We start from the raw sequence: 15008 nt of genomic DNA, 5'->3' as shown, positions 1-15008 counted from the left end.
CGATCCTTAATTACTCTAAAGAGTCAGGAAGCATACGTGTGCATTTTCCAGCAAAATATGATCGCGGTTGTTATTTTAATCACATTCAAAATAAAAAAGCACATTAGGTTCATAATCTAATGTGCTGATTGCAATCAATATATATTTTGTATTAATTCATTTAATCTCTGAATTAATTGTTTCATTGTTTTTCAGGAAACAGTAATGCATCGCGTAATAAATGATCATTCCCGCGACGACGCGTAAAACCAATGCGGTCAAAATATTCCAGAATCTGGATAGCCAATTTACGCCCCACGTTAAGCCTGTCGCGAAAATCGGCGGCGCAGGTCGATCCTTTCTCCTGGTCCAGCTCGCGAATCATATTGGCGAAAGACACAATGCGATCGTTACGATAATAACGATCTTTCACGATCGCAGTAATAATGCCTTGCTGCGCCGCTTGTCGTAATACCACGCGCATCATTTGCTCATCCGTCCCGGTCTGTTTTGCCAGGTCGCGCACCCACCACGGCTCATCGCCAAAAAGCGGTTCTGCTTTTTGCCAGATAGCCTGCTGTTCATCGCTGAAACCCGCCTTGTGATCCGGCAAATGCAGCCAACCGTGATGGCTATGGATAGCGCCGCTCTCGCGCATCTTTTCAATCAGCAGCAATACCAGCGCTTCATCTTCCATCGGCAACGCCATACGACGCAGGCGTTCGCGCCCAGGCCCGGGCTCATCACGGTGCTGTTCGTGATAGGTCGCCAGCGTATCGAGGACTTTTCGCTGCCAACGCGCGGCAACGGGAGCATTCAACAGGCTATACCCCGCCTGAATAAAACCATGTTGCTCAATCAACGGACGCATACCGTTACCATTGAGCTGACGCGCCCAGGCGAAGTCAGGAATATTCACCGCCCCACGCGACAGATGCAGCGCCAGGGCGTCGCCGTCGGTGTGCGCATTTTCGAGCGCCGACAACCACTGCAGATATTCCGGTTTACGCTTTCCGCGGCGCGGTGGGTTGAGCGTGACGACGCGTGCGCCAGCCAGCGTCGTGCGGGCAGAAATATCGCGCAGTACCAGGCGGTCGTTATCGGCAAGCCACAGCGGTGTATCAAACACCAGTTCCGCCAGCGTTCCTTCAAGCAATGAGATGCGCCCGGTGACATGGCTGGCCGCGTGGTGAATATGCAGCGGTTGCCACTGCATCAGCGGCGCGGCATGCTCTAAAGAGACAATTACGCGGGTAAACGCCTCTGGCGGCGCATCGGAAAGCAGCCAGTCGCCGCGGTTCAGCTCTTCTTTTTGCGCATCGCCGGCAATATTCAGCGCAATACGCTGCCCGGCGTGGGCGTGTTCGGTTGGCTGATTTTGCGCATGCAGGCTACGTACGCGCATCGGTTTGTTGACGCCCGTCAGCCACAGCGTATCACCGACATTCACTTCACCGCTGAGCGCCGTCCCGGTCACCACCAGCCCTGCGCCTTTGACCGTAAAGGCACGGTCAATCGCCAGGCGGAAGCTGTGATCGCGGGCGTGTTCGCGCGAGGTTAATTGCAGCAAATGGTCACGCAGTTCTTCAATGCCACGGCCTTCACTGGCGGCAGTCACAAACAGAGCCGCATCGGCAAAACCATAGTTCTCCAGCGTGGTGTGTACCTCTTCACGCACCGTATTGATGCGTTCCTCATCCACGCGATCGGCCTTCGTGAGCGCGACGGTAATCTGCGGATTGCCCGTCAGTTGCAGAATTTGCAAATGCTCACGCGTTTGCGCCATCACGCCGTCATCACAGGCGACAACCAGCAGGGCGTGGTCGATGCCGCCTACACCCGCCAGCATGTTGGACAAAAACTTTTCATGTCCGGGAACATCAATAAACCCCAGCACCTGCCCATCCGGCTGCGGCCAGTAGGCATAGCCGAGATCGATGGTCATGCCACGCTTTTTTTCCTCCGGCAGACGGTCGGCATTCACGCCCGTAATTGCCTGTAATAACGTTGTTTTTCCGTGGTCAACGTGTCCGGCGGTTGCAATAATCATTTCAGCATCATCTCCATAAACCGGGTCTCGTCTTCAAGGCAGCGCAGATCCAGCCACATGCGGCCATCATAAATTCGCCCAATGATCGGCACGGGTAGCGCACGCCAGCGGGCGGCCAGCGCGTCGAGGCGGCTACCGCGCCCGTCATGAGGGGTAAAGGTCAATGCCGCGCTGGGTAACCTGTCAACAGGCAACGAACCGCTACCAATCTGCGACAGGCAAGGCATCACATTCAAAGCAAACTCGTCGCTGTAACGATCGGCAAGCTGCGCCTGTAATTGCTGGGCCTGCGCGTGGATCGCCTCTTGCGAGCGGGTGAGCTGGCGTAATGTCGGCAGCTTCGCCGCCAGCGCTTCCGGGTGCAGATACAGACGCAGCGTTGCTTCCAGCGCCGCCAGCGTCATTTTATCTGCCCGTAACGCACGTTTCAGCGGATGGCTCTGTAAGCGCGCGATCATCTCTTTTTTACCGACGATAATTCCGGCCTGCGGCCCGCCCAGCAGTTTATCGCCAGAGAAGCTCACCAGACTCACGCCTGCGGCGATCAGTTGCTGCGGCATTGGCTCCTGCGGCAAACCATACTGACTGAGATCGACCAGCGAACCACTGCCGAGATCCGCCACCACAGGTACATCCAGCTCCCGGCCAATGGCGGCCAACTCAGCCTCATCCACCGACTTCGTAAAGCCTTCAATGCTGTAATTACTGGTATGCACCTTCATCAGCAGGCCGGTATTTTCATTCACCGCCTGACGGTAATCCTTCGCGTGGGTCCGGTTGGTGGTCCCCACTTCGCGTAGCGTACATCCGGCCTGACACATCACATCAGGAATACGAAACGCGCCGCCAATTTCCACCAACTCACCGCGCGAAACGACCACCTCTTTGCCGTTAGCCGTGGCGGCCAGCATCAGCAGAACCGCTGCCGCATTGTTATTCACAATACAAGCGTCTTCGGCCCCCGTCAGGCGACAGAGTAAATCCGCCAGCGCCCGATCCCGATGTCCGCGCCCGGCATCATCCAGGCTGTATTCCAGCGTCACCGGCGTGCGCATCGCCTGCACCACCGCATCGATGGCTTCCTCGGCCTGCGACGCACGACCCAGGTTAGTATGCAGCACCGTTCCGGTCAGATTAATCACTGGACGCAACGCGCTTTGCGATTCACGTTCCAGCCGGGCTCTGGCTTCTTGCGCCCAGTCCTCACACCATGCCGGGAGCGCGTGAGCGTCGCGAATGGCTTCTCTGGCTTCGTCGAGCATGTGACGCAGCAGGTCAACTACCCGGGTATGACCGTGGGATTCACGTAAGGCGGAGAAAGCGCTATCGCGCAATAGACGATCGATAGCAGGAAGCTGGCTGTAGAGTGAACGCATGTCGGTTGTCATGAAAGGGCCTGGCTGTTGGTGGCCCTCTCCACCGCGGAGAGGGCTATCGATATAGGAAGGATTGTATCGTGACTTTGCTCAGGCGGACATAACGTGTATCAAGCCTTTGGCGGTTCCGTACGGGCAAAACTTTCGCGTTGAAAGAGCGTTTCCACCAGTTTGACCAGACGCGGGCGGTCCACACACCAGCCGGGCGCGACCCGACGGAAATTGAGATAGCCGACAGCGCAGGCAATCGCAATGGTGGCCAGGTTAACCGTATCCGTTTTCAGCGTACCGTCCGCCAGATAGCCTTCCAGCACATCCAGACTGCGGGTGATCTTCTCCCGCTGGCGTAACAACTCTGTTTCTGACTGCTGTGCGGCGGGGCGAGCCTGTTCGCGTACCGAGACTAAACCGGCATCCATAATGCCGTCTGCCAGCGCTTCCAACTGACGTACCTTCAGCGCCGCCAGCGGTTCACGCGGCAACATAGCTGGCGCAATATCCAGCAGCTCTATGTATTCCGCGATGATTGGAGAATCAAACCAATACTCGCCTTCATCAGTAACCAGCGCGGGCACTTTTCCTAACGGGTTATAGCGCGCCACGCCGCTATCCGCGTTGTAGGGGAGTTCATTTACAAATTCGAAGGTGATGCCCTTTTCCAGTAACAGAATAGAAATTTTACGCACAAAAGGGCTGGTATAGCTGCCAATGAGTTTCATGCCGGGTCCTTTTTGCCAACAAAAAGCTATGCCCAACGATTGGGGGGCACAGCTTAGTATGGCTCAGGTCAGCGCAAATGGCAGGTGATGACGGTCTCAATGATCCAAATAAAGGTAATGCATCCAGCTGGTCATGCGCAGCAGCACTTTACGCATCACCGACACATGGGCGAAATGGTCGGAATAGACCGCCACCTGGGCATAGATACCGTCCGGCAGCGCATCTACCTCGGCATTCGGATCCAGTTCAATGGTTGCCATTACACCATCGGTACCCGGTACTACTGTTAAGGATTGTAATGCCCCCTGCGCCTGATAAGAACCTCCCGGCACAACGGGAAGGATACTGGTCAGCTTGCCGCTAAACACCTGGCCTGGCAGCGCGTTGAATACCACTTCGGCTTCATCGCCCGGTTCAAGACGCAGCAGTGAATTCTGGCGGAATTGCGCCACGATTTGCCGTTTTTGTTCAGGAATAAATACCATCACGGGTCGCAGAGGCAACGCGGCGGCGTAAGTCCCCGGGCGAATAAGCACCTGCGTCACGTAACCGTTGCTGGGCGCACGCACAACGGTCTGCTCAAGATTATATTTGGCTTCGGCGAGCTGGGCGCGCAGGGAGGCGACCTGGGATTGCTCACCGTTGACCATACTGTCTAACTGGCTCTGAATCTGGGTCTGTTCCGCTACTGAGCCTTTTACCAGCGCATCCTGAGCCAGATAGTTCTGGCGAGCATTGTCGATATCACTTTCGGAAAACGGGTTAACCTTCGCCTGGCTACCCTTCAAATAGCGCTGATAATCTTTATACAGGCGGTCACGTTCAGCAGACACGCGAGTGGTATTAGCGACCGCTTCCGACAGTTGCGCTTTCAAATTGTCGATATTGTGGGTCGCGGTGACCAGGTCAGCCTGCAGCCGGTCAACTCGCGCCTGATAACGCACAGGATCGAGTTTAAATAACACTTCGCCTTTTTTAATCAGCTGATTATTTTTATCTGTTACCTCACTAACAATTCCTGTGACCTGTGGAGTGACGGGAATTGAAATAACCGCTTTTTGCGCCGTAAAGGTATACGGATGGTTATAGTTCATTAATAAGATGAGTCCCGCCACAATAAACACCCCACCTAATGCTGCGGTGGCAAGCGTCCACTGGTTTACCGGAATACGAAATATTTTAAAGATGGCCCAGGCGAATGCCACATAAGTCAGGACAATTAACAAATCCATGATTAAATCTCCGGAAAGGTGGAGTTATCGATTTTTTTATCCCCATCCAGCTTTTTTTCCAACTGGGCTATGCGCGCGGCCAGCACGGCGATTTCAGGGTCAGGTTCCTTTCCGGTCGGCGTGATGTGCGACTGCATCCCCCACCCCTTTTCGGGCTGGTAGAGCGTGGCCCAAATCCACAGGAACGGCCAAATAACATGCAACGTAAAAAGACTTACCCACCCTGCCGTATGGATAGCGTCGGCATGCGGATGGTTGCGCTTTTTAGCGATGTTATAGGGAATGTCATGGATGGCGATGATTCCGTAAAACAGAACCAGAAAAACGAAGATCAGCACGCCTAACGCGAAATAATTTAGAAACATACCTGCCTCGAATTCACGCTAATTAGAGTTTTTTTATGCCGGCAGCCGTACGCATCCTGGCTGATGCTTTGAACATAACCGCAGTTTGCGGTTTTCGCCATAACACAAAAATAATATTTTTTCTGGTTTTAAGTTGCTTTATCTGGCAAGAAAAATGTGAGCTCCAGAACCCGTCGCAGATCACATTTGGTTAAACCGAGACAAAAATACTTTGTGAATCACATCACAAAAATTCAACAAACAGCAAATAAAAAAATGTGAATAAGATCACATTTAACCGCCATTTTTAGCGATTACTTGCACTGTGATGTTTTTTTGTACCGTTATTTTGTGATGAAAATCACATTAACCAACACCACACACCCTATATTTACGTGACCAATATCACATTAATGGCCGTCGACTGGACAGTTGAACGATTCAGTGCCAGATTTCGCAGTATCTACAGGGTCCGGCTACCTCCTGCCGCTACATTAACAAACCTCGGGCTTTCAGCCTGCGCGATAGCAAACATAAGAAGGGGTGTTTTTATGTCATCCGATATTAAGATCAAGGTGCAAAGCTTTGGTCGATTCCTCAGCAATATGGTGATGCCAAATATCGGCGCGTTTATCGCGTGGGGTATTATCACCGCATTATTCATTCCGACAGGGTGGTTGCCGAACGAAACGCTGGCGAAGCTGGTCGGTCCGATGATCACCTATCTGCTGCCGCTGCTGATCGGTTATACCGGTGGTAAGCTGGTGGGCGGCGAGCGTGGCGGCGTGGTTGGTGCTATCACCACCATGGGCGTTATCGTCGGCGCGGATATGCCGATGTTCCTTGGTTCCATGATCGCAGGCCCGCTGGGCGGCTACTGCATCAAAAAATTCGATAACTGGGTAGACGGTAAGATCAAATCCGGTTTTGAGATGCTGGTGAATAACTTCTCCGCAGGCATCATCGGTATGATCCTCGCCATCCTGGCTTTCCTCGGCATTGGTCCATTGGTTGAAGGTCTGTCCAAAATTCTGGCGGCAGGCGTTAACTTCATGGTTGTCCATGACATGCTGCCGCTGGCGTCTATCTTCGTTGAACCGGCAAAAATCCTGTTCCTCAACAACGCCATCAACCACGGTATTTTCTCACCGCTGGGTATTCAGCAGTCTCATGAGATGGGCAAATCCATCTTCTTCCTGATTGAAGCTAACCCAGGTCCGGGTATGGGCGTCCTGCTGGCGTACATGTTCTTTGGTCGCGGCAGCGCTAAGCAGTCTGCAGGCGGCGCGGCTATCATCCACTTCCTGGGCGGTATCCACGAAATTTACTTCCCGTACGTGCTGATGAACCCACGTCTGATTCTGGCCGTTATCCTTGGCGGTATGACTGGCGTATTCACCCTGACCATTCTGAACGGCGGTCTGGTTTCTCCGGCTTCTCCTGGCTCGATTCTGGCCGTGCTGGCGATGACGCCAAAAGGCGCTTACTTCGCAAACATCGCTGCTATCTGTGCCGCCATGGCGGTCTCCTTTGTGGTCTCAGCCATCCTGCTGAAAACCAGCAAAGTGAAAGAAGAAGACGATATTGATGCGGCGACCCGTCGTATGCAGGACATGAAAGCGGAATCTAAAGGCGCATCTCCGCTGGCGGCTGGCGACGTGACCAACGACCTGAGCCATGTACGTAAAATCATCGTGGCTTGCGATGCCGGTATGGGTTCCAGCGCCATGGGCGCAGGCGTACTGCGTAAGAAAGTGCAGGATGCCGGTCTGTCTCAGATTTCCGTCACCAACAGCGCGATTAACAATCTGCCGCCGGATGTGGATCTGGTCATTACCCACCGCGACCTGACTGAACGTGCGATGCGTCAGGTGCCTCAGGCACAGCACATCTCGCTGACTAACTTCCTCGACAGCGGTCTGTATACCAGCCTGACCGAACGTCTGGTCGCTGCACAGCGCCACAACGTGAACGAAGAGAAAGTCCGCGATCACCTGAAAGACAGCTTTGATGAGGGTGATACCCATCTGTTCAAACTGGGTGCGGAAAATATCTTCCTTGGCCGGAAAGCCTCTAACAAAGAAGAAGCGATTCGCTTTGCCGGTGAACAACTGGTGAAAGGCGGCTATGTTGAGCCGGAATACGTCGATGCCATGCTGGACCGCGAAAAGCTGACGCCGACTTACCTCGGTGAATCCATCGCAGTACCGCACGGTACGGTAGAAGCCAAAGACCGCGTGCTGAAAACCGGCGTGGTGTTCTGCCAGTACCCGGAAGGCGTACGCTTTGGTGAAGAAGAAGACGATATTGCCCGTCTGGTCATTGGTATCGCCGCACGTAACAATGAGCACATCCAGGTCATCACCAGCCTGACCAACGCGCTGGATGATGAATCCGTGATCGAACGTCTGGCCCATACCACCAGCGTGGATGAAGTTCTGGAACTGCTGGCAGGTAAAAAAGCTTAACAGTTAAGTATCTCCAAAATAGTTCGAGCTGCAGGAAGGCGGCAACGCAGTGAATCCCCAGGAGCGTACATAAGTACGTGACTGGGGTGAGCGAGGAGAGCCAACGCATCTGCAGTTCGAAATATGAAGGCGATATCCTCTCCCTTGTGGAGAGGGTTAGGTTGAGGGGAAAGCTATGCGGTCCCTCACCCCAGCCCTCTTGGGTAAAAACATTAATGAAGGTTAATACTATGAAAGCATTACATTTTGGCGCAGGTAATATCGGTCGTGGCTTTATCGGCAAACTGCTGGCGGACGCGGGGATACAGCTGACGTTTGCAGATGTAAACCAGGTCGTGCTCGATGCCCTGAATGCCCGTCATAGCTATCAGGTTCATGTTGTGGGTGAAAACGAGCAGGTTGATACCGTTTCCGGCGTCAACGCCGTCAGCAGCATCGGCGATGATGTCGTCGATCTAATTGCCCACGTTGATTTAATCACTACTGCCGTAGGTCCGGTTGTGCTTGAGCGTATCGCTCCGGCCATCGCTAAAGGGCTGGTAAAACGCAAAGCGCAGGGCATCTCTACCCCGCTGAATATCATCGCCTGTGAAAACATGGTGCGCGGAACCACGCAGTTGAAAGGCCACGTCATGAACGCGCTGGCAGATGAAGACAAAGCCTGGGTTGAAGAACATGTTGGCTTTGTCGATTCCGCCGTGGATCGCATCGTGCCGCCATCTGCTTCTGCGACCAACGATCCGCTGGAAGTTACCGTCGAAACATTCAGCGAGTGGATTGTCGACCAAACGCAGTTCAAAGGCGAGCTGCCAAACATCCCGGGAATGGAATTAACTGATAACCTGATGGCATTTGTCGAACGTAAACTCTTCACGCTGAACACCGGGCATGCTATAACCGCGTACCTCGGCAAATTGACCGGTCATCAGACCATCCGTGACGCGATTCTCGACGAGAAAATCCGCGCAGTGGTAAAAGGTGCAATGGAAGAGAGCGGCGCGGTACTGATCAAACGCTACGGTTTTGATGCCGATAAACACGCGGCTTATATCCAGAAGATCCTCGGTCGTTTTGAAAACCCGTATCTGAAAGATGATGTTGAGCGCGTTGGACGTCAGCCGCTGCGTAAACTGAGTGCAGGCGACCGTCTGATTAAACCGCTGCTGGGCACGCTGGAGTATGGTCTACCGCACGTTAATCTGGTTACCGGTATTGCTGCTGCAATGCATTACCGCAGTGAAGAAGATCCGCAGGCACAGGAACTGGCCGCGCTGATTGACGAAAAAGGTCCACAGGCCGCGCTGGCGCAGGTATCCGGTCTGGATGCCAACAGTGATGTGGTGGCGGAGGCGGTTCACGCATATAACGCGACCAAATGATAGAGAATGTGGCGCAGGTCAGCCTGCGCCCGAATGACAGATTGTCAGATATGCAGGCAATAATGGAACAAACGCAGGCCTTTGAAAATCGTGTGCTTGAGCGTCTGAATACTGGCAAAACCGTACGCAGCTTCCTCATCACCGCCGTAGAACTGCTCACCGAGGCGGTGAATATCCTTGTGCTTCAGGTATTTCGCAAAGATGACTATGCGGTGAAATATGCCGTAGAACCGTTGCTCGACGGCGACGGTCCATTGGGCGATCTTTCGGTTCGTTTGAAGCTAATCTACGGTCTGGGCGTACTCAGCCGTCCGGAGTATGAAGATGCGGAGCTTCTGATGGCGCTGCGGGAAGAGCTGAATCACGACGGCAATGAGTATGCGTTTACCGACGACGAGATTCTTGGGCCGTTTGGCGAGCTTCACTGCGTGACGGCACTCCCGCCACCGCCACAGTTTGATACCTCAGACTCAGGTTTGCACGCCATGCAAATCCAGCGCTACCAGCAAATGGTACGCTCCACGATGGTACTTTCCCTGACCGAGCTGATTTCTAAAATCAGCTTAAAAAAAGCCTTTCAAAAATAAGGCCATGCAGGCTTATTTCTCTTCCTGCTGCGGTCGATAAAGCTGTCGATAGTACGCCAGACGTTGCAGATACAGCTGCGCATTCTCCTGCGGTATTTCAGAAGGGACAACGTTGCGCGGCGGTGTTTTATTCAGATACTCGCGAAAAGCCTGGCTTGAGGCCATGAAATCAACAGTCTTATCAATAAGGACCGAAACATTCTCACCTATTTTCGCCATAATCTTCCCTCCTCCATGTATTAACCACGCTTAGCCTGCGCGGTTGATCATTTAAGTTTAGGATCGGTTGGGCGATTATATTGAGGAAAACGTGCTTCGCTATCAACCCGCCAACAGAAAGCGCCATCGCCGATCTTATTGCTTAAAATTCCTTATCAATCAAAAACGTAATATTATCATTAGCTGATTAATACTTGCGGCATTTGATTATTTATCTTCAATTTGTTGTGAAGAATCCCGCTCTGCGCGCATACTATAGGATATACATTCTATTTTTTATCAGAAGCTATCCTATGAAAGAAGTCGAAAAAAACGAAATTAAACGCCTGAGCGATCGCCTGGACGCTATCCGCCACCAGCAGGCTGACCTGTCGCTGGTTGAAGCCGCTGACAAATATGCCGAGCTGGAAAAAGAGAAAGAAACCCTGGAAGCCGAGATCGCGCGCCTGCGTGAAGTACACGGCCAGAAGCTGAGCAAAGAAGCACACAAGCTAACGAAACTTCCCTTTCGCCGCGCCATTACCAAAAAAGAACAGGCCGACATGGGCAAGCTGAAGAAAAGCGTGCGTGGTCTGATTGTCGTCCACCCGATGACCGAACTTGGTCGTGAAATGGGCCTGAAAGAGATGACGGGCTTCGCAAAAACCGAGTTCTGATCTCCTGCCGGGCAACATCCGTTTGCCCGGTCTTTCCCGCACCGCCAATTGGCCCTACCAATTATAACCAGATCCTACCATCACCTCACATTTCATTAAAATTCGCGTACAATACCGTTGCCAATAAATAACATCTGATTAACTATTCATTGTCATTACCCCTACACAACAATATTGGCAGGGCCACTTTTACACATAATGTGACGAAGAGATGAGCAAAGACTCATTTCATTATGTCTGAGGCCCCCAGGAGACCTGCAATGAATCTCTGGCAACAGAACTACGATCCAGCCGGTAACATCTGGCTTTCCAGTCTGATCGCATCGCTCCCAATCCTGTTCTTTTTCTTCGCCCTGATTAAGCTCAAGCTGAAAGGCTATGTTGCGGCGTCATGGACGGTGGTGATTGCTCTGGCTGTCGCCCTACTGTTCTACAAAATGCCGGTCGATCACGCTCTGGCCTCGGTGGTGTACGGCTTCTTTTATGGTCTGTGGCCGATTGCCTGGATAATCATCGCAGCGGTATTCGTATATAAGATCTCGGTAAAAACCGGGCAGTTCGACATCATCCGTTCATCAATACTCTCCATTACCCCAGACCAGCGTCTGCAAATGCTGATCGTTGGTTTCTCCTTTGGGGCATTCCTTGAAGGTGCAGCTGGCTTTGGCGCGCCGGTCGCCATTACCGCCGCGCTGCTGGTAGGGCTTGGCTTTAACCCGCTGTATGCGGCGGGGTTGTGCCTGATCGTGAATACCGCGCCGGTCGCCTTTGGCGCAATGGGCATTCCGATTCTGGTTGCCGGCCAGGTTACCGGACTGGACAGCTTTGAGATTGGCCAGATGGTCGGTCGTCAGTTGCCGTTCCTGACGATTATCGTGCTGTTCTGGATTATGGCGATTATGGATGGCTGGCGCGGCGTGAAAGAAACCTGGCCTGCGGTAATGGTCGCTGGCGGCTCGTTTGCTATCGCCCAATACCTCAGCTCGAACTTTATTGGGCCGGAACTGCCGGACATTATCTCTTCGCTGGTCTCACTGGTGTGTCTGACGCTGTTCCTGAAACGCTGGCAGCCGGTACGTATCTTCCGCTTCGGCGACATGGGCGCTTCGCAGGTCGATATGGACCTGTCGCGCACCCGCTACACTGCGGGGCAAATCATCCGCGCCTGGTCTCCATTCCTGTTCCTGACAGCCACCGTCACGCTGTGGAGCATACCGCCGTTTAAAGCGCTGTTTGCGCCGGGTGGCGCAATGTACCACTGGGTAGTGAATGTTCCGGTTCCGTTCCTCGACAAGCTGGTAGCCCGCATGCCGCCAGTCGTACACGAAGCCACAGCCTACGCGGCAGTGTACAAATTTGACTGGTTCTCCGCGACCGGTACCGCGATTCTGTTTGCCGCCCTGCTGTCTATCGTCTGGCTGAAGATGAAGCCGTCCGCTGCGCTGCAGACCTTTGGCAACACGCTGAAAGATCTGGCGCTACCGATCTATTCCATCGGGATGGTGCTGGCATTCGCATTTATCTCTAACTACTCGGGGCTTTCATCAACCCTGGCGTTGGCCCTGGCGCACACCGGCAGCGCGTTTACTTTCTTCTCGCCGTTCCTCGGCTGGCTGGGGGTATTCCTGACCGGGTCCGATACCTCATCTAACGCCCTGTTTGCCGCCCTGCAGGCCACCGCGGCTCAGCAAATCGGCGTTTCGGATGTGCTGATGGTGGCGGCAAATACCACCGGCGGCGTGACCGGCAAGATGATCTCTCCACAATCTATCGCTATCGCCTGTGCGGCAGTGGGATTAGTGGGGAAAGAGTCTGATCTGTTCCGCTTTACCGTGAAACATAGCCTGATTTTCACCTGCATGGTGGGAGTGATTACCACCCTGCAGGCCTATGTATTAACCTGGATGATTCCATGATTGTGATGCCCAGACGCCTGTCCGACGAAGTCGCTTCTCGTGTGCGGGCGCTGATTGAAGAACAACAGCTGGAGGCGGGCATGAAGTTGCCCGCTGAGCGCCAGTTGGCCGTACAGCTCGGCGTATCGCGCAACTCGCTGCGCGAGGCGTTAGCAAAGCTGGTGAGTGAAGGCGTGTTAATCAGCCGTCGCGGCGGCGGGACGTTTGTTCGCTGGCAGCATGAAGCCTGGTCTGAACAAAACATCGTTCAGCCGCTGAAATCCTTGATGGCGGACGATCCTGATTACAGCTTCGATATTCTGGAAGCCCGCCACGCCATTGAAGCCAGTACCGCCTGGCACGCAGCCATGCGGGCCACCAGCGCCGACAAAGAGAAGATCAGACTCTGTTTCGAGGCCACGCAGAGCGAAGATCCGGATCTCGCTTCGCAAGCGGACGTGCGCTTTCATCTCGCCATTGCGGAAGCCTCGCATAACGTGGTGCTGTTACAGACCATGCGCGGTTTCTTCGACGTATTGCAGTCTTCGGTTAAACAGAGCCGCCAACGTATGTACCTTGTGCCGCCCGTATTTTCACAGCTTACAGAACAACATCAGGCCGTGCTGGACGCCATTGTCGCCGCTGATGCCGATGGCGCACGTAAGGCCATGATGGCGCACCTCAGCTTTGTCCACACCACGATTAAACAATTTGATGAAGATCAGGCCCGCCAGGCGCGTATCACCCGCCTGCCCGGTGACCCTGGTGAGAATAGCAGGGAGAACAACACATGATTATTTCAGCAGCCAGCGACTATCGCGCCGCCGCCCAACGTATTTTGCCCCCTTTCTTGTTCCACTACATTGACGGCGGCGCGTATGCAGAGCGCACTCTGCGCCGCAACGTCGAAGACCTGTCGGAAGTGGCGCTGCGCCAGCGTGTGCTGAAGAATATGTCCGATCTGAGCCTCGAGACAAAGCTGTTCAACGAAACGCTCTCCATGCCCGTGGCCCTCGCGCCTGTCGGCCTGTGCGGAATGTATGCGCGCCGGGGAGAAGTGCAGGCCGCCGCTGCCGCTGACGCCAAAGGCATTCCGTTTACGCTTTCCACGGTTTCCGTATGTCCAATTGAAGAAGTCGCTCCGACCATCAAGCGTCCGATGTGGTTCCAGTTATATGTTCTGCGCGATCGTGGCTTTATGCGCAACGCGCTGGAACGCGCCAAAGCGGCGGGCTGCTCCACGTTGGTCTTTACCGTCGATATGCCTACGCCGGGCGCACGCTACCGTGACGCCCATTCCGGTATGAGCGGTCCCAACGCCGCGCTGCGTCGTTACTGGCAAGCGGTTACGCATCCGCAGTGGGCATGGGATGTGGGCCTGAATGGTCGCCCACATGACTTAGGCAATATCTCAACCTATCTTGGCAAACCTACCGGCCTTGAGGATTACATTGGCTGGCTGGCGAATAACTTCGATCCGTCAATTTCGTGGAAAGACCTTGAGTGGATCCGCGAATTCTGGGATGGCCCGATGGTGATCAAAGGGATCCTCGATCCGGAAGATGCCCGCGATGCCGTCCGTTTTGGCGCGGATGGCATTGTTGTTTCTAACCATGGTGGCCGCCAGTTAGATGGTGTGCTGTCTTCTGCTCGCGCGCTGCCCGCCATTGCCGATGCGGTGAAAGGCGATATCACTATTCTGGCAGACAGCGGGATCCGTAACGGTCTGGACGTTGTGCGCATGATTGCGCTGGGCGCGGATAGCGTGCTGCTGGGGCGTGCTTATCTGTACGCACTCGCAACCCACGGCCAGGCCGGTGTGGCAAACCTGTTGAACCTGATCGAGAAAGAGATGAAGGTGGCGATGACCTTAACCGGTGCGAAATCGATTAGCGAAATCAGCCGCGATTCACTGGTACAGGAGCTGGGTAAGAACCTGCCTGCTGCATTAGCGCCTCTGGCCCAGGGTAGCGCTGCGTAACACTCTCCCCCGTAAAATCGCGTTTTCTGCATGGTCGGCCTGTTCTCAGCCCGGCCATTTTTTATGCAAAAATAACGACCAGTTAACATTTACAACCAATATATTTGACAACTTTTTATCCA

General features: G+C 53.9%; 13 protein-coding genes. 7 read left to right on the top strand and 6 right to left on the bottom strand.

The annotated features are described in order from the left end of the window. Nucleotides 1-181 precede the first annotated feature (181 nt). From selB to AC534G_RS00780, 5 genes are all read right to left on the bottom strand, one after another. The gene (gene selB / locus AC534G_RS00800; RefSeq protein ID WP_110496527.1) at nt 182-2029 is read right to left on the bottom strand and encodes a selenocysteine-specific translation elongation factor; all 1848 of its coding nucleotides are present in this window, start codon (nt 2027-2029) and stop codon (nt 182-184) included. Next, nucleotides 2026-3417 (bottom strand): L-seryl-tRNA(Sec) selenium transferase, encoded by a 1392-nt coding sequence (gene selA, locus AC534G_RS00795; RefSeq protein WP_110496525.1) that lies wholly within the window; start codon nt 3415-3417, stop codon nt 2026-2028. Before selA ends, selB begins: the two co-directional genes overlap by 4 nt. Nucleotides 3418-3515: 98 nt before the next feature. Next, on the bottom strand, nt 3516-4124 hold the full coding sequence (locus AC534G_RS00790) for a glutathione S-transferase (RefSeq protein ID WP_006687581.1): 609 nt from the start codon (nt 4122-4124) through the stop codon (nt 3516-3518). Nucleotides 4125-4220: 96 nt separating this feature from the next. Beyond that, nucleotides 4221-5357 (bottom strand): HlyD family secretion protein, encoded by a 1137-nt coding sequence (locus AC534G_RS00785; protein ID WP_038635278.1) that lies wholly within the window; start codon nt 5355-5357, stop codon nt 4221-4223. A gap of 2 nt (nt 5358-5359) precedes the next feature. Next, the gene (locus AC534G_RS00780; RefSeq protein WP_069323722.1) at nt 5360-5722 is read right to left on the bottom strand and encodes a DUF3302 domain-containing protein; all 363 of its coding nucleotides are present in this window, start codon (nt 5720-5722) and stop codon (nt 5360-5362) included. 530 nt (nt 5723-6252) lie between these two features. On the opposite strand from AC534G_RS00780, the gene mtlA reads away from it, so the two are divergent. From mtlA to mtlR, 3 genes are all read left to right on the top strand, one after another. Next, on the top strand, nt 6253-8169 hold the full coding sequence (mtlA, locus tag AC534G_RS00775; RefSeq protein WP_038635284.1) for a PTS mannitol transporter subunit IICBA: 1917 nt from the start codon (nt 6253-6255) through the stop codon (nt 8167-8169). A gap of 230 nt (nt 8170-8399) precedes the next feature. Then, entirely contained in the window at nt 8400-9548 is a 1149-nt protein-coding gene (gene mtlD, locus AC534G_RS00770; protein WP_110496522.1) for a mannitol-1-phosphate 5-dehydrogenase, read from the top strand. Beyond that, nucleotides 9545-10135: a mannitol operon repressor MtlR gene (gene mtlR, locus AC534G_RS00765; RefSeq protein ID WP_110496521.1), complete on the top strand. Its 591-nt coding sequence runs from the start codon at nt 9545-9547 to the stop codon at nt 10133-10135. Before mtlD ends, mtlR begins: the two co-directional genes overlap by 4 nt. 12 nt (nt 10136-10147) lie before the next feature. Here the strand turns inward: mtlR and AC534G_RS00760 are convergent, their stop codons facing one another. Further along, nucleotides 10148-10354, bottom strand: coding sequence for a hypothetical protein (locus AC534G_RS00760; RefSeq protein ID WP_003827334.1), 207 nt, complete (start codon nt 10352-10354; stop codon nt 10148-10150). A gap of 293 nt (nt 10355-10647) precedes the next feature. Between AC534G_RS00760 and AC534G_RS00755 the strand changes: the two genes are divergently transcribed. The 4 genes from AC534G_RS00755 (at nt 10648) to lldD (ending at nt 14886) form a co-directional block, all read left to right on the top strand. Continuing rightward, the gene (locus tag AC534G_RS00755) at nt 10648-11010 is read left to right on the top strand and encodes a YibL family ribosome-associated protein (protein ID WP_038635293.1); all 363 of its coding nucleotides are present in this window, start codon (nt 10648-10650) and stop codon (nt 11008-11010) included. A gap of 260 nt (nt 11011-11270) precedes the next feature. Beyond that, a complete protein-coding gene (lldP, locus tag AC534G_RS00750) occupies nt 11271-12926 on the top strand; it encodes an L-lactate permease (protein WP_038635296.1) in 1656 nt (551 codons plus the stop codon). Further along, entirely contained in the window at nt 12923-13699 is a 777-nt protein-coding gene (lldR, locus tag AC534G_RS00745) for a transcriptional regulator LldR (RefSeq protein ID WP_110496519.1), read from the top strand. Before lldP ends, lldR begins: the two co-directional genes overlap by 4 nt. Beyond that, nucleotides 13696-14886, top strand: a complete 1191-nt coding sequence (lldD, locus tag AC534G_RS00740) for an FMN-dependent L-lactate dehydrogenase LldD (RefSeq protein WP_038635300.1) — start codon at nt 13696-13698, stop codon at nt 14884-14886. The genes lldR and lldD overlap by 4 nt, the downstream gene beginning before the upstream one ends. Nucleotides 14887-15008 lie beyond the last annotated feature (122 nt).

The sequence above is a fragment of the Citrobacter sp. CRE-46 genome, from assembly GCF_059615875.1.
Note: the sequence above shows the minus strand (reverse complement) of the source record. Positions and strands in the feature narration are given on the sequence as shown.